Raw genomic sequence first — 25,087 nt, forward strand, 5'->3', positions numbered from 1 at the left:
ATTTTATTACAAAATGATAACAGCCCATTTTCTTTTATGAAAAATGTAGTAAAATGAATGTGTAAGGGTTAAAAGGAGAGTTAAACGAATGAATGCAGAACAATTGATACAAGAAGCTAAACTAGCGAGAGAAAAAGCATACGTACCCTATAGTAAATTCAAGGTGGGAGCGGCCCTTCTGTCAAAGGATGGTAAGGTCTATCACGGTTGTAATATCGAGAATGCAGCCTATAGCATGTGTAATTGTGCCGAACGAACGGCTCTATTCAAAGCTTACTCAGAAGGCGATACAGACTATTCAATGATTGCGGTCGTAGCGGACACGGCAAGACCGGTGCCACCATGTGGAGCATGTCGTCAGGTCATTTCGGAATTATGCCCGAAAGAAATGAAAGTCGTCCTGACAAACCTTAAAGGCGATGTGGAAGAACTAACCGTTGCAGAACTATTACCAGGAGCTTTTTCACCGGAGGATTTAAATGAGTAATATAGGAAGTAATACAGAGTACAAATCAGGCTTCATCTCCATCATCGGACGACCAAACGTTGGGAAATCCACTTTCTTGAACCGTGTAATCGGTCAAAAGATCGCGATCATGAGTGATAAGCCTCAAACGACACGAAACAAAGTTCAGGGAGTTTACACGACAGACGATGCACAAATGATATTCATCGATACTCCAGGGATACACAAACCGAAACATAAACTGGGAGACTTCATGATGAAGATTGCTCAGAACACTTTAAAAGAAGTGGACGTCATTTTGTTCATGGTGAACGTTGAAGAGGGATTAGGAAAAGGGGATCACTTCATTATTGAGAAGTTGAAAGGGGTAAAAACACCCGTTTTCCTCATTCTTAATAAAATTGACCAAATCCACCCAGATGCGTTATTGCCAATGATTCAACAATACAATGACCTGTTTCCTTTCGCGGCGACAGTTCCGATTTCAGCATTAGAAGGAAATAACGTAGATAATCTTTTGCAACTATTGAAGGATCAATTACCAGAAGGACCTCAATTCTATCCGGCCGATCAAATTACCGACCATCCGGAACGTTTCATCGTTTCCGAACTCATTCGTGAAAAGGTCCTGCACCTGACAAGGGAAGAGATCCCTCACAGTATTGCAGTCGTTATCGATAAAATGGAGAGAAAGCAAGAGAAGGATCTCATCGATGTGATCGCAACCATTATTGTGGAGAGGGATTCCCAAAAGGGAATTGTGATTGGAAAGCAGGGATCTATGCTTAAGGAAGTTGGGAAGCGCTCCCGTGTAGACATTGAGAACCTGTTGGGATCAAAGGTTTATCTTGAACTATGGGTAAAGGTACAGAAGGATTGGAGGAACCGATCTTCCACCCTTCGTGACTTTGGCTTCAGCGATGACGAATATTGATGATTAAATTAACAATATTTAGGCCACATCTTTTAGAGAGAAAATGTTCATTCTAATCACAAGAAAGCTTATGAAGTCTTGCTAGTTTAAATCCAGAAAGGTGGGTTTTTTATGTTAGACTTAACATGGAAATTTTTTTCGCAGACAGGAAGTATAGACACCTATTTACTTTTTAAGGAGCTTGAAAAGGAGACGGTTGACGATCCTTACAGCTTTGAAGAAGAAACAGCGGAAGTTGATTTTCCTTTAACGTGATAAGTTTGTCATCACCCGGGCGGATTGATGTCGGGAGGTGGCTATATGCTACAGAAGTGTGAAGGAATCGTTATTCGAACCAATCATTACGGTGAGTCGAACAAAATTGTTACCATATACACACGGGAATTTGGAAAGATTGGATTGATGGCTAGAGGGGCAAAAAAACCTAATAGCCGTCTATCCGCCATTTCACAATTGTTTACATATGGTTATTTCCTTTTTATTAAAGGAAGTGGGCTGGGGACTCTTCAGCAGGGAGAGATGGTTGAATCGTTAAGGCATGTAAGGGAAGATTTGTTCAAGACGGCTTATGCCACTTACATTGTCGACCTTCTTGACAAAGCGACGGAGGACCGGAAACCGAACCCATTTCTATTTGAACTGCTTTACAAGACCATTCACTATTTAAATGAAGACTATGATCCTGAAATTCTTATGCACATATTTGAAATGAAGATGCTCCCTGTATTAGGGCTGTATCCGCATTTGAATGGATGTAGTGTATGCGGGGAAGCGGATGGTGAATTCGCCTTTTCCTTTAAAGAAAATGGATTCATCTGTCATCGTTGTCTGAGTGAAGATCCTCATCATTATCCGATCTCGCAAAGCACTGTGAAGCTTCTGAGGGTATTTTACTATTTCGATCTTAATCGATTGGGGAATATTTCGGTAAAAGATGAAACAAAACGTCAATTGAAGCGGGTAATCAGGACTTATTACGATGAAAATTCAGGTTTAACATTAAAATCCAGAAGGTTCCTGGACCAGATGGATAACCTAAAGGACTTATTCTAGTTTATAATGCTGCTTGTGATGATATAGAAAGGGCCCATTCACCATGGTGAATGGGCCTGTTTTTTATGTGTCTGCTAGCTCCGGGGCTTAGAGGCTCGAGGTCATAAGTCAAACATATCAAAAAGGCAAAGAACGCCTTTCCGGTATGTTCGCCTTATGCTTGTCGCCTCTGGGCAAAGCCCCTCCGCTTTATGTGTCTGCCAGCTCCGGCGGCTAGAGGCTCGAGGTCATAAGTCAACCCTGCCAAAAAGGCAAAGAACGCCTTTCCGGCAGGGCTGTCTTATGCTTGTCGCCTCTGAACGAGCCGCCTCCGCTTTAGGTTTTAAAATTTAATTTTCTCTTGCAAGAACGCCTTGACTTCGCTGATCGGCATTCTGACCTGCTCCATTGTGTCTCGGTCACGTACGGTCACTTGACGATCTTCAACGGAGTCAAAATCAAATGTGATACAGAAAGGTGTACCGATTTCATCTTGACGACGGTAGCGTTTACCGATGGATGCTGTTTCGTCGAAGTCAATCATAAGATCCTGTGATAATTCTTCATATACCTTGAATGCATCATCAGATAACTTCTTGGAAAGTGGCAGAACCGCTGCCTTGAATGGAGCCAGTGCCGGATGGAAGCGGAGCACTGTACGTGAATCATTTTCAAGTTCTTCTTCTTCAAATGCGTCACATAAGAACGCAAGTGTTACACGGTCTGCTCCAAGAGACGGTTCGATACAGTATGGTACATACTTCTCATTGGTTTGCGGATCCATGTAGTGGAAGTCCTCATTCGAATGTTCCATATGACGCTTCAGGTCAAAGTCTGTACGATCTGCTACACCCCAAAGTTCTCCCCAGCCGAATGGGAATTTGTATTCGATATCCGTTGTTGCGTTACTGTAATGGGATAATTCATCTTTATCATGATCACGTAAACGCATGTTATCTTCGTTCATTCCCAAGTTAAGTAACCAGTTTTTACAGAATTCACGCCAGAATGAGAACCATTCAAGGTCTTCACCCGGTTTACAGAAGAATTCCAGTTCCATTTGTTCAAATTCACGTGTTCTGAATGTGAAGTTACCAGGTGTAATTTCATTACGGAAGCTTTTTCCGACTTGTGCAATACCGAATGGCATTTTCTTACGCATTGAGCGCTGAACATTTTTAAAGTTAACAAAGATCCCTTGTGCCGTTTCAGGGCGAAGGTAGATTTCATTTGTTGAAGATTCGGTAACCCCTTGATGAGTTTTAAACATTAAATCGAATTGACGGATATCCGTGAAGTCCTGACTTCCGCAATCAGGGCACACGATGCTGTGCTCCTTGATGATTTCTTCCATTTTCTCAAACGAAAGTCCATCCACGATCATTTCAATACCTTTTTCTTCAAGGGCATTTTCAATGATTTTGTCTGCACGATGACGCGTTTTACACTGCTTGCAATCAATCATCGGGTCATTGAAGTTTCCAACGTGACCAGAGGCTACCCATGTTTGTGGATTCATTAAAATACTTGCATCCAGACCCACATTGTATGGGGACTCCTGAACGAATTTTTTCCACCATGCTTTTTTAATATTGTTTTTTAATTCTACACCTAATGGACCGTAATCCCAGGTGTTAGCGAGTCCTCCGTAGATTTCAGAACCCGGGAAAACAAATCCGCGATGCTTTGCTAAATTTACTACTTGTTCCATTGACATAAAAGTCACTCCTTTTCATCATGTATGTAAATAAAATAAAAAAGCTCGTCCCTAGGCGCATGGCCTAGGGACGAGCTTGATACTCGCGGTTCCACCCTAGTTGATATACGTCATACATACATGTATACCCACTTTTAAATGTTAAAATTGCTCGGGATTGCCTTTTCCTTGCTTTCCAGGCTTTCACCATCCCTGGTCGCTTGAGTGCAGCAAGTACTTATCGATCCGTCATAGCATTATTGGTTTAAGATGAAGATATTTTATCATGATGCTTGAATAAATACAACCATCGATCTTATGAAGAGAAAAGATTTGAAGTTTGTATCAAAAAAAGATACTCTTTGTAAAGTGAAATTTAAAATATAGTGTTGACACAATAGAATGATAATATGCTCTTTTCATTTTAATTAAATAGTATATAATATTTCATATAAAGTATAACATAAATAGTCTGTTCGTTAGGTGGTGAGTAACAATCGAACTTAATAAGCGTCAAGAACATATTCTACAAATAGTTAAAGACAACGGACCTATCACTGGTGAACAAATCGCCGATCAATTAAACTTGACCAGGGCGACCCTCAGGCCTGATCTGGCCATCCTAACCATGGCGGGTTATCTGGATGCCCGTCCAAGAGTGGGGTATTTCTATACAGGGAAAACAGGAACGCAGCTGTTGACAGAAAACCTAAACAAAATATATGTTAAAGATTATCAATCGATTCCTGTAGTGGTAAACGAAAATGTTTCTGTGTATGATGCTATTGTTACGATGTTCCTGGAGGACGTAGGAACATTATTCGTAGTGGATGCCAATACGTACTTAGTTGGAGTTCTTTCCCGTAAGGATCTTTTAAGAGCGAGCATCGGGAAGCAGGAACTTAGTACCTTGCCGGTGAATATTATTATGACGAGAATGCCCAATATCACTGTCTGTGAAAAAGATGACCAGCTAATAGGCGTTGCCAAAGACTTGATCCATAAGCAAATTGACTCCGTTCCTGTGATTAAGAAAACGGAAAAAGGCGATTTAGAAGTAATAGGCAGAATTACGAAAACGAATATCACGAAAGCATTTGTAGCGTTAGCAGATGAATATTAGAAGGTGGTGAACGATCGTGAAAGAACCGATCATCTATGTTGTATCCGACTCGGTAGGTGAAACTGCTGAACTAGTCACAAAAGCGGCGATTAGCCAATTCAATGGTTCCAATACGGTCATTAAACGCTTTCCGTATGTAGAGGACCTGGAACATATCGACGAAGTGATTTCCTTAGCGAAATTAAATCAGGGGCTTATTGTTTACACCTTGGTTAAGCCGGATATGCGTGCCTATATCAAAAAAGAAGCTGAAAGAGAAGAGTTATACGCTTTCGATATTATCGGTCCATTAATGGATAAATATCAATCAGCATACCAAAAGGAACCATTGTTCGAGCCAGGAACGGTAAGGAAGCTGGATGATGATTACTTTAAGAAAGTAGAAGCCATTGAGTTTGCCGTTAAGTACGACGACGGGAGAGATCCCCGCGGTATTCTTAGAGCGGATATTGTCTTAGTGGGTGTTTCCAGAACATCGAAAACGCCATTATCACAATACCTTGCACTGAAGAGAATTAAAGTGGCCAATGTACCACTCGTACCGGAAGTCGATCCCCCGGAGGAATTATTCATGGTTTCTCCGAAGAAATGCTTCGGGTTAAAGATCAGCCCTGAAAAGTTGAATACAATCCGCCGTGAAAGATTAAAGTCACTGGGATTGAATGATCAGGCAAGCTATGCAAATATTCAACGGATTGAAGATGAGCTGAAATATTTCGAGAAAATAACCGATCGGATAGGGTGTCATGTGATTGATGTAACGAACAAAGCGGTTGAAGAAACAGCGAATGTCATTACCAATATCTATCAGCACTCAAACGATTAACTTTTAACTTTAAAAGGAATGATACTTTCCCTGAATAAAGCGGAAGGATCATTCTTTTTTTGGTGAACATAACCAGAAGGACAGAAAGGTTTCATTTCTTGAGTTTTTATAGTGGTCAAACTTGTCCGATTATACTATAATAAAAAATTGTGATAAAAATATTTAAAATAGGTTTAGACTAAACTCTTAAGGAATAAACTAATTATTGTGATATGTCAAGTCTCGTCTCAATTAAAATTCGACAATTTTAATCAAATCTCTAGGAAAGTTCATAAAGAGAGAAGGATAATACGGAGTGATGTAGAATAGTTAGTATTAGCGAACATAAGTCTACCGTCTATGTAGATGCAGATGCTTGCCCGGTAAAACAGGAAATCATTAAAATTACCAGTGGATATGGCTTTGAAATTGTTTTTGTTGCTTCTCATGCCCATAGGAAGAACGAACCCGACCAAGGTACGTGGGTATATGTAGATAGTTCGAAAGAAGCGGCCGACTTATACATTATGAATCATGTCAGACCTCAAGATGTCCTGGTAACTCAGGATATTGGATTGGCAAGCCTGGTCTTGCCGAAAAAAGTTTATGCCATCTCTCCCCGGGGAAAAGCCTACAGGGAAGAGAGTATAGTCACCGCACTCGATTATCGATACGTCGCAGCAAAAGAACGCCGTAGAGGAAACTATGGTAAAGGTCCTAAACCTTTTACAAATGAAGACAGAGAAACATTTTGTATTTCCTTCGATAAAATCTTGTCGGAAATTGCAGGAGAATCGGAATAAGTACAGAATGGATTAAGAGGGTAAATAAAAACAGGTGATAAATCGTGTCTGAAAGAATCCCTGAAGATAAGTTAAATAAAATTTTATCGTCAACTGATATCGTAGATGTCGTCAGTGATTATGTACAACTGAAGAAGCAGGGACGAAATTATTTTGGTTTGTGTCCGTTTCATGGAGAGAATACTCCATCTTTTTCTGTTTCCCCTGACAAACAGATATTTCACTGCTTCGGATGCGGAGCCGGAGGAAATGCGTTTACATTTCTAATGGATGTTGATGGGTTAAGCTTCCTGGAAGCAGCGCAAAAGCTTGGCTCTAAAGTAGGAGAAGAAATCTCCATACAAACCACTTCTTCATCTGAAAGGGAGCTTCCCCCTCAAGAAGATGAAAAGCAAATGATGGAAGCTCATGAGTTATTAAGTAAATTTTACCACCATCTCCTTCTAAATACAAAGGAAGGTCAGGAAGCCCTCGAATATTTGTTGGCCCGGGGGTTTACGACTGAAAGTATTACTAAATTTCAGATTGGGTGGTCACTTCCAAGCTGGGATTTTACGGTTAAGTTTCTTCAGAAACGAGGCTATTCCCTTGAACTGATGGAAGAGGCGGGTTTACTTGTTAGAAGAGAAAGAGACAATTCCTTCCTGGATCGCTTCAGAGGAAGAATCATGTTTCCTATAGTCGATACCAAAGGGAACACGGTCGCCTTTTCAGGAAGAAGCATCGATTCAAATGATGAACCGAAGTACTTAAACAGTCCGGAAACGAAAATTTTCAACAAGAGCAGCATTCTTTATAATTATCACGGCGCACGCGCAATGATTAGAAGAAAACAACAGGCCGTCCTGTTTGAAGGATTTGCCGACGTTATCTCGGCAAATGAAGCAGAAGTGGAAAATGGGGTAGCCACTATGGGTACTTCATTGACAGAGCAGCAAATCGGGTTGCTCAAGCGCTTAACGGATTCCGTAATCATTTGTTATGATGGTGATTCTGCCGGGGTGGAAGCTGCATTTCGGGCAGGGAATCTTCTTCACAATCATCAGCTGAATATTCGTATCGCTACAATACCAGAACAATTAGACCCTGATGACTACATTTCCAAATATGGTGCAGCAAAGTTTCAACAAGATGTAATAGGGGCAAGCTTAACGTTCATGGCATTTAAGCTTCGGTATTATAAGCTGAAGAAAAACTTAAATGATGAAGGAGATCGCCTGAAGTATATAGAAGAAATACTTAAGGAAATTACTCAATTGAGTAAGGCGGTTGAAAAGGATTATTATTTAAGGTATTTGGCGGATGAGTTCGAACTATCTTTAGAGGCTCTTCAAGAGCAGTTAACTGAACTGGAAGGCCCGGAGAAGCGGAAGTCTAAACCACCTAAACAGATAGGTATGCAAGGCAATTTCTCCAGACAGACCCAGTCAAAATTGTTGCCCGCTTATCAGACTGCCGAGAGAAGATTAATTGCCTATATGCTTAAGGATCCGAATATCGCTTACAAGGTGCAGGAGTGGCTTGCAGGTACTAACCTTAATATTGATGAACATCAGGCTATTATTACTTATTTATTGGGTTATTATGAAGAAGGTCTGCCTCCAAGTGCCAGTGCCTTTATTGGGTACCTACCCGATGAGAGGTTAAGAAGGATCGTAACGGACATTGAAATGATGTCAATAAGCGAAGAAAGTACGGACCAAGAATTACTGGATTATGTCAATCAGGTGTTAAAACATCAAAAGATGTTGAGAATAAAAGAAAAAGAAGTGGAAAGAAAAGAAGCAGAACGACTGAAGGATTACCGAAAAGAAGCACAAATAGCAATGGAAATCTTACAGCTGCGTAAGTCTCTATAAAAAGGTATTGTAAGGAAGTTGGAAGGAGGGGAACAAATGGCTGAAAAGTCAGCGCGTTCCAAACAAATAGCGTCAGAATTAACAGTTGATCAAGTGAAAGAATTTTTAGTTAACCAAGGTAAAAAAAGAGGAGTCCTCACATACGAAGATATTGCTGATAAATTATCAGGGTTCGAGTTGGATTCAGATCAAATGGATGAATTCTACGAACAATTAGGTGAACAGGGTGTAGAAATCATCAATGAAAATGACGAAGATGATGATCCAGGTGCCACGGAGTTAGAGAAGGAAGAGGAAGAAGAATTCAATCTGAATGATTTAAGCGTTCCTCCAGGAGTAAAAATAAATGATCCGGTTCGTATGTATCTGAAAGAAATCGGAAGAGTGGACCTTTTATCTGCAGAGGAAGAGATAAATCTAGCCAAGAGAATTGAAGAGGGCGATGAGGAAGCTAAGCGACGTCTCGCTGAAGCGAACTTAAGACTGGTTGTTAGTATCGCTAAGCGTTATGTCGGTCGCGGTATGCTATTCTTGGACCTTATCCAGGAAGGTAATATGGGTCTGATCAAAGCGGTGGAAAAGTTTGATTACCGTAAAGGGTACAAATTCAGTACGTATGCAACCTGGTGGATCCGCCAAGCCATCACCCGTGCCATTGCTGACCAGGCCAGAACGATTCGTATTCCGGTTCATATGGTGGAAACCATCAATAAACTGATACGCGTGCAAAGACAACTATTACAAGACTTAGGGCGTGAGCCGGCACCGGAAGAAATCGCAGAAGAAATGGATTTAACACCTGAAAAAGTTCGGGAAATCCTTAAAATTGCTCAAGAACCGGTATCCCTTGAAACACCGATTGGTGAAGAAGACGATTCTCATCTTGGTGATTTCATTGAAGATGCAGAAGCTCAATCTCCTTCAGAACATGCCGCTTACGAACTTTTAAAAGAACAGCTTGAAGATGTACTGGACACATTGACAGATCGTGAAGAAAATGTTCTTCGTTTACGCTTTGGTCTGGATGATGGCAGGACCCGTACACTTGAAGAAGTAGGAAAAGTCTTCGGGGTAACACGGGAGCGTATTCGTCAGATAGAAGCAAAAGCTCTGAGAAAACTGCGTCATCCAAGCAGAAGCAAACGATTAAAAGACTTTTTGGAATAGAACCCATGTGCTGCCTCTATTGTGCGTAGAGGTAGTTTTTTTTTGCCCGAAATAAAGGGTTTTTTATCACCTTTGACATTTTCGACCTGTACGATATTAATTTCATTATTTGTCATTTATTTTACTGAATTGTCAATCGTTTTGCAAACAACGATTTTGGCAAGTTTTGTCGGATTATTAGCAGGAAAAGGAATTTATTATACTAAGAAACAATTATCTTCCTTACTTTTGTATATGGCTGCCGCTTGCATACTTCTTCTGACCTCCATAGAAATATCAGGAGCATTATTTGGTGAAAGTCCTTTCGGGATGCACATAACCCCATTTCCGAACTATATACTTTGGGTAAGTGCTGGTTTGAAATGGAGCCTGACTTATTTTTCCCTTTCAGGTATGGCCAGGAGGAATCCTGTTAATTATTTTATATTACTATAACTTCTGAAAATTTAAAAGTTTTTTAAAGTTGAGAAAATTAACTATTCCCTTTTATAATAGGAATGAGAGCGTATTCATAGAGTGCTGAAATTATGTTTGAAAGCGCTATTATAAAAATGGTGTCAGGGCTTTCAGTCATCAAAGTTAGACAAGGGGGATAATGATGAATTTCGACTTAACACAAGAACAAACAATGATTAAAAAGACAATCAGGGAATTTGCTGAAGAAGAAGTGGCTCCAGGTGCATTGGATCGTGACCGCTCAAAGGAATTTCCTAAGGAAATTTTCAAGAAGCTTTCTGACCTGGGAATGATGGGACTTCCGTTTCCAGAGGAATATGGGGGGGCAGGTGCCGATACGGTCAGTTTCGCAATCGTAACCGAAGAGCTCAGCCGGGCTTGTGCTTCGACAGGTATTACGTACTCTGCACATATTTCACTGGGTGGGGCACCCATCAACTTATTTGGATCTCATGAACAAAAGGAAGAATATTTAACCCCAATCTGTACAGGGGAATCGTTTGGAGCTTTCGGCCTGACTGAACCCAATGCAGGTTCAGATGCAGGAGGAACCCAAACAACTGCAGAAGATAAAGGGGATAAATGGGTTATTAACGGTAATAAGTGCTATATTACCAATGCAAGCTATGCGAATCATCTCGCGTTAACAGCGATTACAGGTAGAAACAATGGGAACAAAGAAATAAGTGCGATTATCGTTCCGACTAAAGCAAAAGGATTTACCGTAATTGATAACTATGAAAAAATGGGGCTTCATTCATCAAACACGACAGAGTTGGTACTTGAAGATGTGGAAGTGCCTAAAGAAAACCTGTTAGGAAAACAAGGAGAAGGTTTTAAACAGTTCCTTGTCACCCTCGATGGGGGCAGGATTGGAATCGGTGCCATGGCTGTCGGTGTAGCACAGGCTGCTTTTGATAAAGCTTTGCAGTATTCAAAGGAAAGAAAGCAATTTGGCAAAACCTTATCACAGTTCCAAGTCACTCAATTTAAGCTTGCTGACATGGCGATGAAGATTGAGCTGGCAAGGAATATGGTTCTTAAGGCAGCATGGTTGAAAGATCAGGGAAGACCATTTTCGAAAGAAGCCTCCATGTGTAAGCTGTATGCTTCAGAAATCAGTATGGAAGTAGCGGATGAAGCCATTCAGATTCATGGTGGATACGGATACATGAAAGAATATCATGTGGAAAGATATCTGCGGGATGCCAAGCTCCTTGAAATCGGAGAAGGAACCTCAGAAGTCCAGAGAATGGTCATTTCAAGGCTTATAGGATGTCAGTAAGGTAAAAACACTATAATGCAAATCAAGAGCTCTATTGGTCCGCTCCGGGGCAGTGGGGCTCTCTTTCTTTAAATGGAATTTCACCTTTTTTCACAGGAAATGTGTCTAATTTGTGAGAAAGATGGAAAAGTTAATTGATAGTACTTTTACTTTGTCGTTTTTTACAGTAAAATATAAAGTGTTGAAAAGAGCACTATTTTTTGGATTTTGTACATAAAGGAGGTTAAAATCATGAATCGTAATCCAATAATTCCATTCGTACTTATCATGGCTCTTGGAATTGGTCTTGTTTTCTTCTTATCTTTAGAAGGTCTTAACAATGCCGATGAAAAAGCAAAAGAAGAAGGTCACGGGGAAATGGAAGGTAAAGAAGGGGAAGAGGCTTCAAGCGGCGAATTCGATCCTGAGGCAGCTTACAAAGATAATTGCTTATCTTGTCATGGTGGGAACTATGAAGGTGGAGCAGGTCCAGCCCTAAAGGGAACTGAACTTTCTAAAGATGAGATTAAAGAAACGATTAAAAACGGTAAAGGTATCATGCCAGCCGGTTTAATTGCTGAAGAAAATCTAGATGCGATGGCAGACTGGATCAAGTCACTTAAATAATCAACGATGAAAAGGTTCTTTGTCTTTTGGGCAAAGGACTTTTTTTATCGGGAAAAGTTGGTTAGAATGATTATCGTACATGATACCCAATAAAAATGAGTAAAGGTGAACAAATGAATATTCAACAATTATCGAAACGACTAGAAACAGTTGTGTCATACATACCCAAACAATCTAAAATCGCTGATATCGGTTCAGATCATGCATACTTACCGTGCTATGCCGTCAATAAAGGCATTGCGTCCTCTGCAATCGCAGGAGAAGTAGTGAAAGGTCCATACCTTTCTGCCAAGAAGCAGGTAGAAGATGCCGAATTAACTCGTGAGGTAGAAGTAAGATTTGGAAATGGCTTGGAAGTGATCGCTCCAGGTGAAGTAGATTGTATTACGATTGCCGGAATGGGGGGCGCATTGATTGCTTCTATTTTAGAGACGGGAAAAGAAAAGCTTACCAATCAGCCCAGGTTGATCCTTCAGCCGAATGTGAGCGCAAAGTCCATTCGAACATGGCTCATGGACAATGAGTGGGACCTCTTAGGGGAAGAAATTCTTGAAGAGGATGATAAGGTATATGAAATTTTAGTGGCGGAGAAAGGAAATCCTAAACGGCACTATTCAGATGAACTTGAAAAAGAGCTTTTGCTCGGACCATTTTTAATGAAGGAGCGTAATGATGCATTTAGTAAAAAATGGAATCAAGAGCTTCGACAATGGAAGAATATATTGAATAACATGGAAAAAGCGGAAAAAACCGATGCATTAGAAGACCGTAAACAGGAACTTATTAAAAAAATACAATTGGTGGAGGAGGTCCTTATCCCATGAAGACAGTAAACGGTCATGAGATCATTCAACTGTTCGAACAATTTTCACCTAAATATTTAGCAGAAGAAGGTGATCCGATTGGTCTTCAAATTGGTAAGTTAAACGAAAAGGTTGAAAATGTGATGATTACCCTTGATGTCTTGGAGAATGTTGTAGATGAAGCAATTAAAAACAATGTGAAATTAATCATTGCCCACCATCCACCGCTTTTCCGTCCGTTAAAGTCCTTGCAAACGGACACGTATCAGGGAAGAATGATTGAGAAGTTAATCAAGCATGACATTGCCGTTTATGCGGCTCACACGAATCTGGATGTGGCGTCAGGCGGGGTGAATGATCTTCTATCAGACATGCTGCATTTGCAAGATACGTCTGTACTTGTCCCTACGTACAATGAGGAGCTCCGTAAGTTGGTCGTGTATGTGCCAAAAGAAAACGCAAAGGAACTTCGGACGGCCCTTGGCAATGCAGGGGCAGGGCACATAGGAAACTATTCTCACTGCAGCTTCTCGACTGAAGGTAAGGGAAGATTTCTCCCTGAGGAGGGTACGGACCCTTATATCGGTAAGCAAGGTTCCCTGGAGGAAGTAGCTGAAGAGAAGGTGGAAACGGTATATCCTGTTTCTTTAGAGAAAAAAGTGTTGAAAGCGATGTTCACCCACCATCCTTATGAAGAAATTGCTTATGATATCTATTCCCTTATAAATGAATCTCCCGCTTTAGGTTTGGGTAGGATCGGACATTTACAAGATGAGATGAGCCTTAAGGAATTTGCTTTATTTGTGAAAGAAACCTTTGGTATGGACGGGATAAGGGTCATTGGTGATGGGGAAGCGAATGTGAAGAAAGTAGCAGTACTTGGCGGAGATGGAAATAAGTTTATCGGGAAGGCCAAAAGGCAGGGGGCAGATGTATTTGTGTCAGGAGATATTTATTACCACACCGCCCATGATGCCATGATGATGGGGCTTAATGTCGTTGACGCAGGTCATCACATCGAAAAAGTCATGAAGGATGGAGTGGCCAGTTATTTGGCAAAAAAATGCTCTGAAAAAGGGTATATTGTCAATATATTCCCGTCAAAATCTGAAACCAACCCATTTACGTATATGTAAAAATGAAAGGCCCCTTGGAATTTCCAAGGGGCCTTTCATTTATTTATTTTGTTCCCATTTTTGCTTTTCGTACCTTAGGAAGAATTTTATTCAATGGGACATTTCGCTCTCTTGTCCAAGTGGATTCATCATTTGGATCAAAAGCTTCAAGGAATTTGATCACTTCTTTTACGATTGGAGTTGGAGTAGAGGCCCCCGCTGTTACAGCAACGATGCCCGCATCTTTAATCCATTCGATATCCAATTCACTAATGTCAGAAATCCGATGTGCAGGCGTACCTGCGATATCCATTGATACTTGGGCAAGCCGGTTTGAGTTATTGCTCTTGGGATCGCCAACCACGATGAGAACATCTGCATCCCCAGCTTGTTCAGCAACAGCTTCTTGACGAACCTGGGTAGCCAGACAGATTTCCTTATGCAGCTCTACGTGAGGATACATTTCCTTTACTTTATCCATTGTATCCAGTACATCCCATTGACTCATCGTCGTTTGGTTTGTCACAATGATTTTTTCGTTTTCAATTGAAAGCTTTTCTACATCTTCTGCCGTTTCCACAAGGTGTACGATCTCAGGTGCAACCCCTACAGCCCCTTCAGGCTCGGGATGTCCTTTTTTACCGATATAGATTACGTCATAGCCTTCCGCTTCCTTAGTGCGGATCAAATCGTGGGTTTTGGTTACATCGGGACACGTTGCGTCCAGTGTGACAAGTCCTTTTTGTTTGGCTATTTCTTTCACTTCAGGGGATACTCCATGAGCCGTGAAGATAACCGTTCCTTCATTGACTTGTTCGATAATTTCTTTTCTGTTGCTGCCGTCCAGGGTAATGATCCCATCTTCTTCGAATGCATCAGTCACATGCTTGTTGTGAACGATCATGCCTAAAATATAAATTGGACGAGGAAGCGATTTGTCTAATGCGGCGTTTCTTGCAATGACCATTGCATCTACGACACCATAACAATAGCCTCTCGGAGTAATCTTAATAATTTCCATCTATGAATATCCTCCTACGTGAGAAAAGGTTTTGTCTTCATTATAAAGGAGAACAGTCTTTATGACAAAGAGAACGAAGTATATTAGCTTCTGACGAATGTTTTTCTGCCCCCGGGGACCAGTATAGAGGTGGTTGAAAGGGAATAAAAAAATATCCCTGCCAGGTGAGTATTACCTTAAGGGATACGGACTTTATATATATAATTTTGGCTTTGAACTTGATTTCGATCGGACTGGAACATCCACATCAAGTTCCGCATTTTCTACTGACTGTCTCTTTTTCTTTTTTTTCTTATCGGATTTTACTTCTGGGATATCGGTATCTTTTTCTTCTGTTTTCGCGTCTTCCGCTTGTTCATCAACTGACATATCTTTAAATCCCCGATAGAGCTTCCAAAGAGCCGGTATATTCTTCACCATAGGCCCGTATTGTTGGAACATTGGCCCTAATTGTTGAGCAGTCTGGAGCATTTGTTGTGTATTGGATAAAAATGAATTCACATTGCCAGGGTTCAATAGACTTTGGAGGATTCCGCCGGCTGCCTGAGGTGATCGCTCAAATCCAGTTGAATTGGAACCTGAATCCCCTCTTGAAAATTGTTGAAGAAGCCCAAGCCCACTACCTGCATTCCGGTTTTCACCTTTCTTAAGTAACTTCGACAACAGTCCACCTTTTCCTTGTCCCCGGCCACGACCTCTCTGATTCATTCCCATATTAAATCCCTGATTTTGACGTTGTCCTCCAAATTGAAACGGAGGTGGTTGCGACTGGCCCAAGCCAAAGCTGTTTCTACCAGGCTGCTGCATTCCGAACCCGTTGATACCCCGCTGCTGTCTCATTCCGAAAGGATTTCGCATATCCTGGCCCTGATTCCTCATTCTTCTAGGTGACATAATGACAGCCTCCTTTCATTTCGAATAAATTCGTCGACATTATAGAGTATGCAACAGGTGGAAAAAGGGTATTGATACACTATCATCCTAAATAAAAATAAGTATGAACTAGAAGTTTTGTCAAAAAAATATTATAATGGTTAGATGTTCTTTAAATATGACGCTTACTAAACTGTTACGTTAAGATAAACTCACTAACAATGAACAAAAAAGTGACTCGTTAATTTAATATAAATCTGTGGTGAGGATGTGTATGACACGACATCCATCCCGGTGACAGCGTAAATAAAAGGATATATTGATAAAAGGAGATGTAATGAATGAAAAAGAATTTATTTCTACAATTTGGATTCCAGTCCTTCATTAATGAAGCTGTAGAAGAATTGGGTTTCTACGAACCAACAGAAATCCAAAAGAAAATGATCCCCCTGATTTTAAAAGGGCAAAGTGCTATTGGTCAATCACAGACAGGAACGGGAAAAACACATTCGTATCTGTTACCAATCATTGAGAAGGTGAAAGCAGGATCAGATCAGGTACAGGCTGTGATTACAGCACCGACACGTGAACTGGCACAGCAGATTTACCAAGAAGTATTAAAGATCACGAAAAATAGTGACATTGTTTCACGCTGCTTTATCGGTGGAACGGACAAGCAGAGAACGATTGAAAAATTAAAAAGCCAGCCTCATATTGTGGTTGGTACTCCTGGCCGAATCAATGATTTAGTGAAAGATCAGGCGTTATTTGTTCATACTGCCAGTTTACTGGTCATTGATGAAGCGGATCTGATGCTTGATATGGGATTCATTGAAGACGTGGATCAGATCGCCGCTAAGATGCCTGAAAAATTACAAATGCTCGTATTCTCTGCGACGATTCCAGAAAAACTGAAGCCATTCTTGAAAAAATATATGGAAAATCCACAGTATGCACATGTGGAGCCCGAGCAGCTATCGGCGAAAAATATTCAGCACGTGATCGTACCTCTGAAGAGTCGCGATAAAATCAACCTGCTGTACAATATCTTAGTGGATATAAATCCATATTTAGGTATTGTTTTCACCAATACAAAACAAAAAGCAGATGAAGTGGCAGATGCTCTGATCGCAAAAGGATTAAAGGTTGGACGGATTCACGGAGACCTTTCCCCACGTGAGCGTAAGAAAATGATGAAACAAACCAGAAACCTGGATTATCAGTACATCGTAGCGACAGATTTAGCAGCAAGAGGGATTGATATTGAAGGTGTAAGTCATATCATTAACTTTGAACTTCCACAAGATCTTGATTTCTATGTTCACCGTTCCGGCCGGACGGCACGTGCAGGAAACAGTGGTATTGCATACACCATTTATACGCCGTCAGATGAAGATGCATTGAATCGCTTAGAGAAGCTTGGCATCAGCTTTAGTCATAAAGACATTAAAAAAGGTGAATGGTCTGAGTTACCACCCCTTAACAAACGTAAGAACCGTCAAAAAACGAATGTTGATGAGATTGAAGAAAAAGCGAAATCAATGGTTCGAAAACCAAAAACAGTCAAGCCGGGCTATAAAAAGAAAATGAAATACAAAATGGACCAAATCAAGAAACGGGAAAGAAGAATCAAAAACAGAAATAAATAAGTGTTACAACGTGATTCATTTGTACACATTCGATACAATAAAGAGAGATTTTCTTAGGAGTTGAGAAGAATGGTTAAGATTGGATCCCATGTTTCCATGAGTGGAAAGAACATGCTGCTCTCTTCAAGTGAAGAGGCTGTGTCTTACGGTGCGAATACCTTCATGATCTATACAGGTGCGCCCCAAAATACAAGAAGAAAAAAGATCGAGGACCTGAATATAGAAGCTGGTCTTCGTCATATGAAAGAAAATGGAATAGAGGATATCGTCGTTCATGCCCCTTATATCATTAACATCGGCAATACGACGAACCCGGCTACATTCGAGTTGGGGGTCAATTTCCTCCGTTCTGAAATCGAGCGTACGGAAGCTCTGGGAGCAGGGCAGATCGTTCTTCACCCTGGTGCTCACGTTGGTGCCGGAGCTGAAAAAGGGATCGAGAAGATCATCGAAGGCCTGAATGAAGTATTAACAAAAGACCATAAAGTGCAAATCGCTTTGGAAACAATGGCAGGTAAGGGATCCGAATGCGGAAGATCCTTTGAAGAAATCGCTCAAATCATCAATGGAGTAGACCTGAATGACCGACTTTCAGTTTGCTTCGATACTTGTCACACCCATGATGCAGGTTATAATATCGTGGAAGATTTCGATGGAGTGTTGGAAGAGTTCGATAAAATTGTAGGTATTGATCGCTTAAAAGTTCTACACATTAATGATAGTAAGAATGAACGGGGAGCAGGTAAGGACCGCCATGAAAATCTGGGGTTCGGTCATATAGGATTCAAAGCATTGAACTATATTGTTCATCATCCACAGCTGCAAGAGGTCCCTAAAATCCTGGAAACACCATATGTAGGGGAAGATAAGAAAAATAAAAAACCCCCTTACAAATTCGAAATCGACATGCTTAAGAGTCAAACATTCGATGAAGATGTATTAACGAAAATACTGAATCAATAAAAAAGGCAATAGAGGAGGTCATCTCTCATCAATAGGGACGCCTCCTCTTCTTTTACTACCTGATAAGCTGCAAAAAGAGCTGGTTTATTTCCTTCGCCTTGACGGGACCTATGATCCTCGCCAAGTCCTTCACCAGTTTACTGCGTTTACTGTCATCGAAAATATTAATGTTCTTACCTTTAACACTTGCGACGATGCTTGTTGCCTGTTGGGACGTCAATGTAATGTTATATTGTTTGGCGTACTTTAATAATTCCTCATTTGTAATATTGTTGATTTTGTGATTGATCACATTTTGTAATAGCTTCATGTTTATCACTCCTCAACAGATACATATGTAACTCATGTTCAGAAAGTGACATTTTTATAAGAAAATAAAGTGAAAGGAAAGGAATTCACGATGACCCAAAGAGTGCATAAAAAAGAAAGTCCCCTTCATTTTATTTACCGATTGATTTTTATTACGATCGGAGCAGCCTTAGCTGCTATATCCATTGAGTTGTTCCTTGTTCCAAATAATATTATCGATGGTGGAATTATTGGTATTTCACTTATTTTGGATTATTTAGTTTCAGACACCATTCCATTTGTCAACTTTGCAACCTTGCTGGTTCTTCTTAATCTCCCTTTCATGTATTCAGGTTATAAACATATCGGGAAAACCTTTGTCGTTTCTTCGCTGTTTGCGATTATCGCACTGGCAGGTATTGAAAGTCTTTTACACCATATTGAACCATTTGTCACTGAGAAAGTATTAGCCACTGTTTTTGGAGGTCTGACCCTTGGAGTGGGGGTAGGCCTTGTGATACGTCATGGTGGATCTCTGGATGGGACTGAAATCCTTGGTATCCTTTTAACGAAGAAGCTTCCGTTTTCAGTGGGGGAGTTTGTTATGTTCATCAATATCTTCATTTTTGCCTGGGCAGCATTTGTATTCGGGCTTGAAGAAGCGATGTATTCGGTAATGACCTACTATATAGCCTTTAAGACGATTGATACGGTGATACAGGGAATGGATGAAACAAAGGCAGTTATCATTGTTTCTGACCATTACCTTGAAGTATCCGACGCAATACTAAAAAGACTTGGCAGGGGAACAACGATGTTAAAGGGGCGTGGAGGATACACAGATAATGATAAAGAGGTCATTTATGTCGTAGTCACCAGACTTGAAGTAACAAAGTTGAAATCCATTGTTTCTGATGTAGATCCCAATGCATTCATTACGATAATGAGTACACAGGAAACAAAGGGTGCACGATTTAAGTCTGCCATTCATTAATGCAGCATTGGAATAAAGGACTGCTCACTCATATTGAGCAGTCCTTTTATTAGGTTATCGGGTATGAATGATTTACAATTGTGCACCCATCATGTATACTACCCTATGTACTTTTAAATCGTAATGATTCTTATAAAGAGAGATGATTAACATGGATACTACAAATCCCATTATTAAAATAGAAGATGTAAATTTCAGATACGAGAGGGAAAGAGTTCTCGAAGATATTAACCTGACCATCCCCAGAGGGGCATTCCTTGGAATTGTGGGACCTAATGGTTCAGGTAAATCGACATTACTTAAGCTTGTTCTGGGTCTGTTACGAGTAAAACAAGGGAATATTGAGTTATTTGGAGTCCCCCAGCATAAATTCAAGCAATGGGATCGCATAGGGTTTGTTTCCCAGAAGGCCAATAGCTTCAATACAGGTTTTCCAGCTACGGTTTATGAAGTGGTGGCGAGCGGATTGGCGAAAAAAGCAGGATTGTTCAAGAGAATTTCATCTAAATACAAACAAGATGTGTATGGAGCCATTGAATCAGTTGGGATGAGTCCATTCGCAAAACGTAATATTGGGGAATTATCAGGAGGACAACAGCAAAGGGTATTTATTGCCCGGGCGCTCGTAAGCCAGCCTGATATATTGATTCTTGATGAACCGACAGTGGGAGTGGACAGTCAAAACGTCCAAAATTTCTATGATATGTTAGAAACGTTAAATAAAGACTTAGGGATTACACTCGTTCTTGTAACTCATGACATAGGGTCGATTTCGAATAAAGTGACTCATGTCGCTTGCTTAAATAAACATTTACATTTCCATGGCAAAACAGAAGAGTTTGAAAAGCTAAAAGAAAATCAGCTTTCCTCTTTTTATGGTCATGATGTACATTTCTTAAATCATGAGCATGAACATCATCATTCATGATAGATCGGAGGGAAGACAATGCTTCAAGCTATTTTTCAATATGAATTTTTACAAAATGCATTTCTTACGGGGATCCTCATAGGAATCATTGCACCTTTATTAGGAGCATTCATCGTCGTAAGGAGGCTATCTTTAATCGCGGATGCCTTGAGTCACGTCACTCTTTCAGGGATTGCAGCTAGCCTGTATTTAAGTAAAACGATTCCTGCTTTTTCGGGGGTGAATCCCCTGTATTTTGGAATGGTATTCTCTGTCATGGGCTCGTTGTTCATTGAACGTTTGCGTATGTTATATAAGCATTATCAGGAGCTTGCGATTCCGATCATCCTATCTGGAGGAATCGGGATAGGGGTCATCTTCATTTCACTGGCAGACGGTTTTAATACAGATTTATTTAGTTATTTGTTTGGAAGTGTCAGCGCAGTCAGCAGGGGAGATTTGTATCTGATTGGAGGAATCAGCGTTCTTGTCATAGGCGTGATTTTCCTCCTATATAAAGAATTGTTCCTTCTATCCTTTGATGAAGATCATGCAAAGGCGTCAGGTATCCCCGCTAAGGCTATCCACTTTATCTTTATGGTCATGGTAGCACTTGTGATTGCCGCTTCTATGCGAGTCGTCGGGATCCTGCTGGTTTCGTCGCTTATGACATTACCGGTTGCTGCAAGTATCAGGATTGCCAATGGATTTAAGCAAACGATCGGGTTTTCGCTTGTTTTCGGTGAAATTTCTGTTATTGTTGGATTAATCAGTGCCTTCTATTTGAATCTTGCACCAGGTGGTACGATTGTCATGACGGCGATTTTAATCCTTCTGATTACAATTGTGATTAAGAAAATAAAAACGTCGAGTCATTCTTCTAAAGTTGAGGTGTAGAAAGTGAATGTAACGGAAGCAATGGACCTGTTAAAATCAAAAGGATATAAGCATACAGGAAAACGGGAGCAATTACTTGAACTGTTTTCCAGCTCTAATAAATATTTGACGGCCAGGGATGTTTTAGAAAATATGAAAGCTGATTACCCGGGGCTCAGTTTTGATACAATCTACCGTAATTTGAGCTTGTTTGTTGAACTTGAGATTTTGGAAGAGACTGAACTATCAGGTGAAAGACATTTTCGATTTACATGCGAAAGCCATCACCATCACCATCATTTCATTTGTATGGATTGTGGGAAAACGAAAGAAATTCACACATGTCCCATGGAGGCACTTAAAGAAAACTTAACGGATACTGGATATGATATATCCGGACATAAATTCGAAATTTATGGCAAGTGCCCCCAATGTCAGTAGAGAGATCCCTTTAGGGTCTCTTTTTTTTATTGCTGAAATATCCAGAGTTTAAGTGAAGGGAAAAGAGGGAAAAAATGCAATTATACAGAAGGAATGGAGAGGAGATGCACCCATGGAAACTGTCCCTTTTACTCACTGCCCAACGAATAAAAAAAACTGTGTGAGTACAATTGATCTCACATCATATCATCGAATAGCACCACTTCCCATCAGTGGAAGCGTCGAGGATACGAAGGCGAGAATCCGCACCACCCTGGGCAAGTTCGATCATGTAGAGATCAAGGAAGAGAAATCACATTATATACAAGCTGTTTTTACATCAAAGTGGTTGAAATTCAAGGATGACCTGGAACTCTATATAGATGAAAACTCGAATCTTCTACATATCAAGTCAGGTTCACGTCTAGGCTATTATGACTTCAAAGTGAACAGAAAACGCGTGGAACGTTTCAAATCCTTATTTAATGTGTAATCGAAAAAAGCCCCTGATGCCAGTCAGAGGCTTTTTTCTATGATTGATTTTGAAGCCAGCCTTGAACCCAGGTATTCGCTTCCTGCCAGTCATTTACGCGAATGACTCCACCAGGGATCGGCTTCTGATTGTAAGGTGTGTTAAATAAAAGCACGGGAATGGACAGCTCTTCAGAAATCGATACAGCATTATCGTGTTTATCTTCAAAGAAAATGTCGACATCATGTTTTTTCGCTGTTGAAACTTTATCATGGGAGCCGATTAATTCGATGTGATGATAGATTAAATCTTGTGAATTAAACCATTCTTTCGTTAATTGAATAAGGTCTGATCTTCTTGCGCTTATAAAATAAAGCTCATGTTTTTCTTTCCATTGATCCAATATTTTCTTTGCACCGGGAGCAAGGGGAGATTCTTTGTAGATGACAGGTTCTGCTTCCTTAAACCATTTTCCAAAGGTTTGAGGGGAAATATCCAGGACTTCTGTCAATTCGTATTGGGTGATGTCTTGTAAGGTTAAATTTAATTTAAAATATTCATTTATATGAGGCAGTAAGGATTCAGGTGATGTAACTGTCCCATCAATATCGATTCCAAAACGTTTCATTCTTCATCATGCTCCTCTTTATAAAAACTCCTTCAAGTTTATCACATTCCTTCCCTTTAGATAACCGTTGTTTTCAAAAAGCAATTCTTGGTTTGAAAAGTGAAGATAAGGTAACAAAAATGACAAACATTAGCATAGTAAAAAAAGAGAAGTGACAAACAATAAGAAGGCTCCCAAACACAGAAAGTGAGGGATTGCTGTATGAGTGATGAACGACGCGAATTAAACAGCGTTGATCGAAATCTACAAGATATCGACGTGTATTACGACAATCCGGAAACAGATGTGAATAAAGAATACCGTGAAGAAACAGCAGCAGAAATTGCTGCTCCAATGAATGTAAGCCGCGACTTTGAAGAGGATACCGCCGAAGATACGACAACATCTGGTCGTGTATTAGGGTACTCGGCACTTGCCCTATCCATTCTTTCCTTATTTATTCTCCCGGTCATCATGGGAGCAGCTGGAATCGTGCTTGGATTTGTGGCGAGAAGACGAGGAGCAGAAATGCTCGGTGCCTGGGCAATCGGAATTGGGGCCGTATCGATAATTATTGGATTATTTGTACTGCCGTTCTTTTAAAAGTAACATCTTTTCTTGAAATTGGGAGCATTTCAAGAAATAAAAAAAAGAGGACTGATCTTAGGTCAGTCCTCTTTACATGCATTTAAACTTCTTGTTCTTTCTTTTCTGCCTCTTGCTGAGCAAAATATTCTTCTGCGATCTTGTCAATTTCTTTCTTTAATTCCTCTACCATTGTCTCTTCAGGAACTTTACGGACAGTCTTTCCTTTTCGGAATAACAGTCCTTCACCACGAGCCCCCGCAATACCGATATCAGCTTCTCTTGCTTCTCCCGGTCCATTTACTGCACATCCAAGGACAGCCACTTTAATGGGTGCTTTAATGGTGGAAATGTACTCTTCTACTTCATTGGCGATTGATATTAAGTCGATTTCGATACGGCCGCATGTCGGACACGAAATCAAGGTAGCAGCGTTGGAGGCTAATCCAAACGACTTTAATAGTTCTCTGGCTACTTTGACTTCTTCAACAGGGTCGGCACTTAAAGAAATACGAAGTGTATTCCCAATGCCAAGACTAAGGATCGCCCCAAGACCTGCTGCACTCTTTACCGTTCCAGCAAACAATGTGCCTGATTCAGTGATTCCAAGGTGAAGTGGATAGTCAAATGCTTTAGCCGCTTTCGTGTAGGCTTCAATGGCTAAATTTACATCAGATGCTTTCATGGATACGATGATGTCATGAAAATCCAGGTCTTCCAGGATCTTAATGTGATGAAGGGCACTTTCTACCATACCGTCAGCCGTAGGGTATCCATATTTTTCAAGGATTTTTCTTTCCAGGCTTCCGGCATTTACGCCGATTCGAATTGGAATCCCTTTTTCTTTCGCAGCTTTGACAACTGCTTCCACTTTTTCACGGCGGCCAATATTTCCTGGATTGATCCGGATTTTATCGGCTCCGCCTTCAATGGCTTTTAAGGCTAGTTTATAGTCAAAATGTATATCGACAACAAGTGGAATATTAATTTGCTTCTTAATATCAGCTATCGCGTCTGCTGCACGTTCATCTGGACAAGCTACGCGGACAACCTGACAACCTGCTTCTTCGAGACGGTGAATCTCTTTAACCGTTGCTTCAACATCATGTGTCTTTGTAGTGGTCATACTTTGGATAACAAGTTCATTGTTACCGCCAATAGTTAAATCTCCGACTTTGACCGGACGTGTTTTTGAACGATGTATAATTTCACTCAAGTGTTATTCGCTCCTTTAGAAAGGTTCTCAAAGTTTCATTATAAGTAATACGAAGCTATTGTAACA

At 40.5% G+C, this 25,087-nt stretch carries 28 protein-coding genes; 22 read left to right on the forward strand and 6 right to left on the reverse strand.

Translation table 11 applies throughout. The features are described from left to right. The first annotated feature begins 88 nt into the window (after nt 1–88). The 4 genes from TV75_RS15090 (at nt 89) to recO (ending at nt 2,453) form a co-directional block, all read left to right on the forward strand. Nucleotides 89–487 (forward strand): cytidine deaminase, encoded by a 399-nt coding sequence (locus TV75_RS15090; protein ID WP_034757514.1) that lies wholly within the window; start codon nt 89–91, stop codon nt 485–487. Beyond that, nucleotides 480–1,400 (forward strand): GTPase Era, encoded by a 921-nt coding sequence (era, locus tag TV75_RS15095; RefSeq protein ID WP_044339614.1) that lies wholly within the window; start codon nt 480–482, stop codon nt 1,398–1,400. The genes TV75_RS15090 and era overlap by 8 nt, the downstream gene beginning before the upstream one ends. Nucleotides 1,401–1,511: 111 nt before the next feature. Beyond that, nucleotides 1,512–1,655: a YqzL family protein gene (locus tag TV75_RS21590; protein ID WP_082051301.1), complete on the forward strand. Its 144-nt coding sequence runs from the start codon at nt 1,512–1,514 to the stop codon at nt 1,653–1,655. Nucleotides 1,656–1,700: 45 nt separating this feature from the next. After that, nucleotides 1,701–2,453: a DNA repair protein RecO gene (recO, locus tag TV75_RS15100; protein ID WP_044339615.1), complete on the forward strand. Its 753-nt coding sequence runs from the start codon at nt 1,701–1,703 to the stop codon at nt 2,451–2,453. Nucleotides 2,454–2,775: 322 nt separating this feature from the next. On the opposite strand, the gene TV75_RS15105 is transcribed toward recO, so the two are convergent. Continuing rightward, a complete protein-coding gene (locus tag TV75_RS15105) occupies nt 2,776–4,149 on the reverse strand; it encodes a glycine--tRNA ligase (protein ID WP_044339616.1) in 1,374 nt (457 codons plus the stop codon). Nucleotides 4,150–4,624: 475 nt separating this feature from the next. On the opposite strand from TV75_RS15105, the gene TV75_RS15110 reads away from it, so the two are divergent. From TV75_RS15110 to TV75_RS15155, 10 genes are all read left to right on the forward strand, one after another. After that, on the forward strand, nt 4,625–5,251 hold the full coding sequence (locus TV75_RS15110) for a helix-turn-helix transcriptional regulator (RefSeq protein WP_044339617.1): 627 nt from the start codon (nt 4,625–4,627) through the stop codon (nt 5,249–5,251). A 13-nt stretch (nt 5,252–5,264) separates the two neighbouring features. After that, nucleotides 5,265–6,077, forward strand: a complete 813-nt coding sequence (locus TV75_RS15115; RefSeq protein WP_044339618.1) for a pyruvate, water dikinase regulatory protein — start codon at nt 5,265–5,267, stop codon at nt 6,075–6,077. Between the two features lie 314 nt (nt 6,078–6,391). Beyond that, entirely contained in the window at nt 6,392–6,859 is a 468-nt protein-coding gene (locus TV75_RS15120; RefSeq protein WP_082051302.1) for a YaiI/YqxD family protein, read from the forward strand. A gap of 44 nt (nt 6,860–6,903) precedes the next feature. Next, the gene (gene dnaG / locus TV75_RS15125; RefSeq protein ID WP_044339620.1) at nt 6,904–8,718 is read left to right on the forward strand and encodes a DNA primase; all 1,815 of its coding nucleotides are present in this window, start codon (nt 6,904–6,906) and stop codon (nt 8,716–8,718) included. Between the two features lie 36 nt (nt 8,719–8,754). Then, the gene (rpoD, locus tag TV75_RS15130) at nt 8,755–9,885 is read left to right on the forward strand and encodes an RNA polymerase sigma factor RpoD (protein WP_044339621.1); all 1,131 of its coding nucleotides are present in this window, start codon (nt 8,755–8,757) and stop codon (nt 9,883–9,885) included. 42 nt (nt 9,886–9,927) lie between these two features. Next, nucleotides 9,928–10,320 carry a hypothetical protein gene (locus TV75_RS15135; protein ID WP_052504575.1) on the forward strand — a complete coding sequence of 131 codons (393 nt, stop codon included), beginning with the start codon at nt 9,928–9,930 and terminating at the stop codon, nt 10,318–10,320. 163 nt (nt 10,321–10,483) lie between these two features. After that, nucleotides 10,484–11,626 (forward strand): acyl-CoA dehydrogenase family protein, encoded by a 1,143-nt coding sequence (locus TV75_RS15140; RefSeq protein WP_044339622.1) that lies wholly within the window; start codon nt 10,484–10,486, stop codon nt 11,624–11,626. 231 nt (nt 11,627–11,857) lie between these two features. Further along, the gene (cccA, locus tag TV75_RS15145) at nt 11,858–12,232 is read left to right on the forward strand and encodes a cytochrome c550 (RefSeq protein WP_044339623.1); all 375 of its coding nucleotides are present in this window, start codon (nt 11,858–11,860) and stop codon (nt 12,230–12,232) included. Between the two features lie 113 nt (nt 12,233–12,345). Next, on the forward strand, nt 12,346–13,056 hold the full coding sequence (locus TV75_RS15150) for a tRNA (adenine(22)-N(1))-methyltransferase (RefSeq protein ID WP_044339624.1): 711 nt from the start codon (nt 12,346–12,348) through the stop codon (nt 13,054–13,056). Next, complete coding sequence (locus tag TV75_RS15155; protein ID WP_044339625.1) at nt 13,053–14,171, forward strand: Nif3-like dinuclear metal center hexameric protein; 1,119 nt, start codon at nt 13,053–13,055, stop codon at nt 14,169–14,171. Before TV75_RS15150 ends, TV75_RS15155 begins: the two co-directional genes overlap by 4 nt. A gap of 43 nt (nt 14,172–14,214) precedes the next feature. Here TV75_RS15155 and TV75_RS15160 read toward each other — a convergent pair whose 3' ends face one another. Then, the gene (locus TV75_RS15160) at nt 14,215–15,171 is read right to left on the reverse strand and encodes a 4-hydroxy-3-methylbut-2-enyl diphosphate reductase (protein ID WP_044339626.1); all 957 of its coding nucleotides are present in this window, start codon (nt 15,169–15,171) and stop codon (nt 14,215–14,217) included. 192 nt (nt 15,172–15,363) lie between these two features. After that, complete coding sequence (gene vrrA / locus TV75_RS15165) at nt 15,364–16,065, reverse strand: VrrA/YqfQ family protein (protein ID WP_052504576.1); 702 nt, start codon at nt 16,063–16,065, stop codon at nt 15,364–15,366. A gap of 320 nt (nt 16,066–16,385) precedes the next feature. Here vrrA and TV75_RS15170 point away from each other — a divergent pair, with 320 nt between their 5' ends. Both TV75_RS15170 and TV75_RS15175 read left to right on the forward strand, forming a co-directional pair. Further along, complete coding sequence (locus TV75_RS15170; protein ID WP_044339627.1) at nt 16,386–17,693, forward strand: DEAD/DEAH box helicase; 1,308 nt, start codon at nt 16,386–16,388, stop codon at nt 17,691–17,693. A 69-nt stretch (nt 17,694–17,762) separates the two neighbouring features. After that, nucleotides 17,763–18,656, forward strand: a complete 894-nt coding sequence (locus TV75_RS15175) for a deoxyribonuclease IV (RefSeq protein ID WP_044339628.1) — start codon at nt 17,763–17,765, stop codon at nt 18,654–18,656. Nucleotides 18,657–18,711: 55 nt separating this feature from the next. Here the strand turns inward: TV75_RS15175 and TV75_RS15180 are convergent, their stop codons facing one another. After that, nucleotides 18,712–18,966, reverse strand: a complete 255-nt coding sequence (locus TV75_RS15180) for a DUF2624 domain-containing protein (protein WP_044339629.1) — start codon at nt 18,964–18,966, stop codon at nt 18,712–18,714. Nucleotides 18,967–19,056: 90 nt separating this feature from the next. On the opposite strand from TV75_RS15180, the gene TV75_RS15185 reads away from it, so the two are divergent. The 5 genes from TV75_RS15185 to TV75_RS15205 all read left to right on the forward strand — a co-directional run bounded on the left by TV75_RS15185 (nt 19,057) and on the right by TV75_RS15205 (nt 22,634). Continuing rightward, a complete protein-coding gene (locus TV75_RS15185) occupies nt 19,057–19,938 on the forward strand; it encodes a YitT family protein (RefSeq protein WP_044339631.1) in 882 nt (293 codons plus the stop codon). A 151-nt stretch (nt 19,939–20,089) separates the two neighbouring features. Further along, nucleotides 20,090–20,866 (forward strand): metal ABC transporter ATP-binding protein, encoded by a 777-nt coding sequence (locus TV75_RS15190; RefSeq protein ID WP_044339632.1) that lies wholly within the window; start codon nt 20,090–20,092, stop codon nt 20,864–20,866. A gap of 18 nt (nt 20,867–20,884) precedes the next feature. After that, a complete protein-coding gene (locus TV75_RS15195) occupies nt 20,885–21,742 on the forward strand; it encodes a metal ABC transporter permease (protein WP_044339633.1) in 858 nt (285 codons plus the stop codon). 3 nt (nt 21,743–21,745) lie between these two features. Continuing rightward, a complete protein-coding gene (locus TV75_RS15200; RefSeq protein ID WP_044339634.1) occupies nt 21,746–22,162 on the forward strand; it encodes a Fur family transcriptional regulator in 417 nt (138 codons plus the stop codon). A 112-nt stretch (nt 22,163–22,274) separates the two neighbouring features. Further along, nucleotides 22,275–22,634: a DUF1499 domain-containing protein gene (locus TV75_RS15205; RefSeq protein ID WP_044339635.1), complete on the forward strand. Its 360-nt coding sequence runs from the start codon at nt 22,275–22,277 to the stop codon at nt 22,632–22,634. Between the two features lie 37 nt (nt 22,635–22,671). On the opposite strand, the gene TV75_RS15210 is transcribed toward TV75_RS15205, so the two are convergent. Beyond that, nucleotides 22,672–23,241: a nucleotidase gene (locus TV75_RS15210; protein WP_044339636.1), complete on the reverse strand. Its 570-nt coding sequence runs from the start codon at nt 23,239–23,241 to the stop codon at nt 22,672–22,674. Nucleotides 23,242–23,442: 201 nt separating this feature from the next. Here TV75_RS15210 and TV75_RS15215 point away from each other — a divergent pair, with 201 nt between their 5' ends. Continuing rightward, complete coding sequence (locus tag TV75_RS15215) at nt 23,443–23,823, forward strand: DUF4190 domain-containing protein (RefSeq protein WP_044339637.1); 381 nt, start codon at nt 23,443–23,445, stop codon at nt 23,821–23,823. 85 nt (nt 23,824–23,908) lie between these two features. Here the strand turns inward: TV75_RS15215 and ispG are convergent, their stop codons facing one another. Continuing rightward, nucleotides 23,909–25,012, reverse strand: coding sequence for a flavodoxin-dependent (E)-4-hydroxy-3-methylbut-2-enyl-diphosphate synthase (gene ispG, locus TV75_RS15220; RefSeq protein ID WP_187443688.1), 1,104 nt, complete (start codon nt 25,010–25,012; stop codon nt 23,909–23,911). Between the last annotated feature and the right edge of the window lie 75 nt (nt 25,013–25,087).

Source organism: Rossellomorea aquimaris (assembly GCF_000935355.1).
Classification (GTDB): Bacteria; Bacillota; Bacilli; order Bacillales; family Bacillaceae_B; genus Rossellomorea; species Rossellomorea aquimaris_B.

Excerpts from the sequence above, each read along its gene's own strand:
- TV75_RS15090 (WP_034757514.1), top strand. The coding sequence starts at position 89 with ATGAATGCAGAACAATTGATACAAGAAGCTAAACTAGCGAGAGAAAAA.
- era (WP_044339614.1), top strand. The coding sequence starts at position 480 with ATGAGTAATATAGGAAGTAATACAGAGTACAAATCAGGCTTCATCTCC.
- TV75_RS21590 (WP_082051301.1), top strand. The coding sequence starts at position 1,512 with ATGTTAGACTTAACATGGAAATTTTTTTCGCAGACAGGAAGTATAGAC.
- recO (WP_044339615.1), top strand. The coding sequence starts at position 1,701 with ATGCTACAGAAGTGTGAAGGAATCGTTATTCGAACCAATCATTACGGT.
- TV75_RS15105 (WP_044339616.1), bottom strand. The coding sequence starts at position 4,149 with ATGTCAATGGAACAAGTAGTAAATTTAGCAAAGCATCGCGGATTTGTT.
- rpoD (WP_044339621.1), top strand. The coding sequence starts at position 8,755 with ATGGCTGAAAAGTCAGCGCGTTCCAAACAAATAGCGTCAGAATTAACA.
- TV75_RS15140 (WP_044339622.1), top strand. The coding sequence starts at position 10,484 with ATGAATTTCGACTTAACACAAGAACAAACAATGATTAAAAAGACAATC.
- cccA (WP_044339623.1), top strand. The coding sequence starts at position 11,858 with ATGAATCGTAATCCAATAATTCCATTCGTACTTATCATGGCTCTTGGA.
- TV75_RS15150 (WP_044339624.1), top strand. The coding sequence starts at position 12,346 with ATGAATATTCAACAATTATCGAAACGACTAGAAACAGTTGTGTCATAC.
- TV75_RS15155 (WP_044339625.1), top strand. The coding sequence starts at position 13,053 with ATGAAGACAGTAAACGGTCATGAGATCATTCAACTGTTCGAACAATTT.
- TV75_RS15160 (WP_044339626.1), bottom strand. The coding sequence starts at position 15,171 with ATGGAAATTATTAAGATTACTCCGAGAGGCTATTGTTATGGTGTCGTA.
- vrrA (WP_052504576.1), bottom strand. The coding sequence starts at position 16,065 with ATGTCACCTAGAAGAATGAGGAATCAGGGCCAGGATATGCGAAATCCT.
- TV75_RS15170 (WP_044339627.1), top strand. The coding sequence starts at position 16,386 with ATGAAAAAGAATTTATTTCTACAATTTGGATTCCAGTCCTTCATTAAT.
- TV75_RS15175 (WP_044339628.1), top strand. The coding sequence starts at position 17,763 with ATGGTTAAGATTGGATCCCATGTTTCCATGAGTGGAAAGAACATGCTG.
- TV75_RS15180 (WP_044339629.1), bottom strand. The coding sequence starts at position 18,966 with ATGAAGCTATTACAAAATGTGATCAATCACAAAATCAACAATATTACA.
- TV75_RS15185 (WP_044339631.1), top strand. The coding sequence starts at position 19,057 with ATGACCCAAAGAGTGCATAAAAAAGAAAGTCCCCTTCATTTTATTTAC.
- TV75_RS15190 (WP_044339632.1), top strand. The coding sequence starts at position 20,090 with ATGGATACTACAAATCCCATTATTAAAATAGAAGATGTAAATTTCAGA.
- TV75_RS15195 (WP_044339633.1), top strand. The coding sequence starts at position 20,885 with ATGCTTCAAGCTATTTTTCAATATGAATTTTTACAAAATGCATTTCTT.
- TV75_RS15205 (WP_044339635.1), top strand. The coding sequence starts at position 22,275 with ATGGAAACTGTCCCTTTTACTCACTGCCCAACGAATAAAAAAAACTGT.
- TV75_RS15210 (WP_044339636.1), bottom strand. The coding sequence starts at position 23,241 with ATGAAACGTTTTGGAATCGATATTGATGGGACAGTTACATCACCTGAA.
- TV75_RS15215 (WP_044339637.1), top strand. The coding sequence starts at position 23,443 with ATGAGTGATGAACGACGCGAATTAAACAGCGTTGATCGAAATCTACAA.